The organism is Prevotella sp. P4-119, assembly GCF_002251345.1.
Lineage (GTDB): Bacteria > Bacteroidota > Bacteroidia > Bacteroidales > Bacteroidaceae > Prevotella.
Map to the genome: position 1 here is coordinate 1 of NZ_NPJB01000075.1, position 789 is coordinate 789.

The following is a 789-nucleotide window of genomic DNA, read 5'->3' on the forward strand; positions in this document are numbered from 1 at the left end:
ATCCTAAAATCCGCAACTATCATCCAATACACGATTAAGGGTAGATTTATGAGTCGTTAGTAGCAGCTTTCAGTAAAAAGCAACAGCACAACATCAATATGTAGCCACCATCCCCTTACCCCACGATGCGACTTGAGGTAATACGCAGATTCAAACCGGAAAGAAAGGATTCTTATCCGAATTCTGTTTTGAAGGGTTTTGCATAAGCTCGGTTCTCTGTGTAGATATTCAGCACGTATTGCCTTGCAGTCATGATCCACTTGGCAGGTACGGAGATGAATCTGAAGACAAAAGCCTTTATGCGACTCGTTTTCTTGAGCCCAAAAGCCTTGGTGTCAAGCCTGCTCATGATGGTCTTGTAGAAATTGTGTATCAATGCAGTAAGCAGAAGAAAGACAGTATTCTCCGCCATGAATGACTTGGGGAGCCTGCTCCAACCGAATCCGTTGTTCATGTCGTCAAAGATACGTTCCTTGCCGCCACGCAGATTGTAGAATTCAACAATGTCCCTTGTCGATGACTTGTAATCGTTGGTCAGAATACAACGGTAAGTGTATTCGCCTTCCCACAGGTCAAGGTCGCCACTGTTGCGTCTTTGTCTCTGGATGACAAGACGATAGCACTTGCCTTCCCATTTCTCAACGAGAATGGAATTGAGTTCGAACTGGATGCCGTTAATCTCCTCCGTCTTCCATCCTCTCAGAGCAAAGATGTCATTGTAGAGCGAACTGCATCGGTTGGCACGGATGTAGAAATGTTTGCAATGCTTCTCTATCTCACTGACGATTT

General features: G+C 44.9%; 1 pseudogene. It reads right to left on the reverse strand.

The window, feature by feature from the left end:
* Window positions 1-172 precede the first annotated feature (172 nt).
* Window positions 173-789 (reverse strand): annotated as a pseudogene (locus tag CIK89_RS08225) (IS1380-like element IS612 family transposase); the annotation flags it as partial.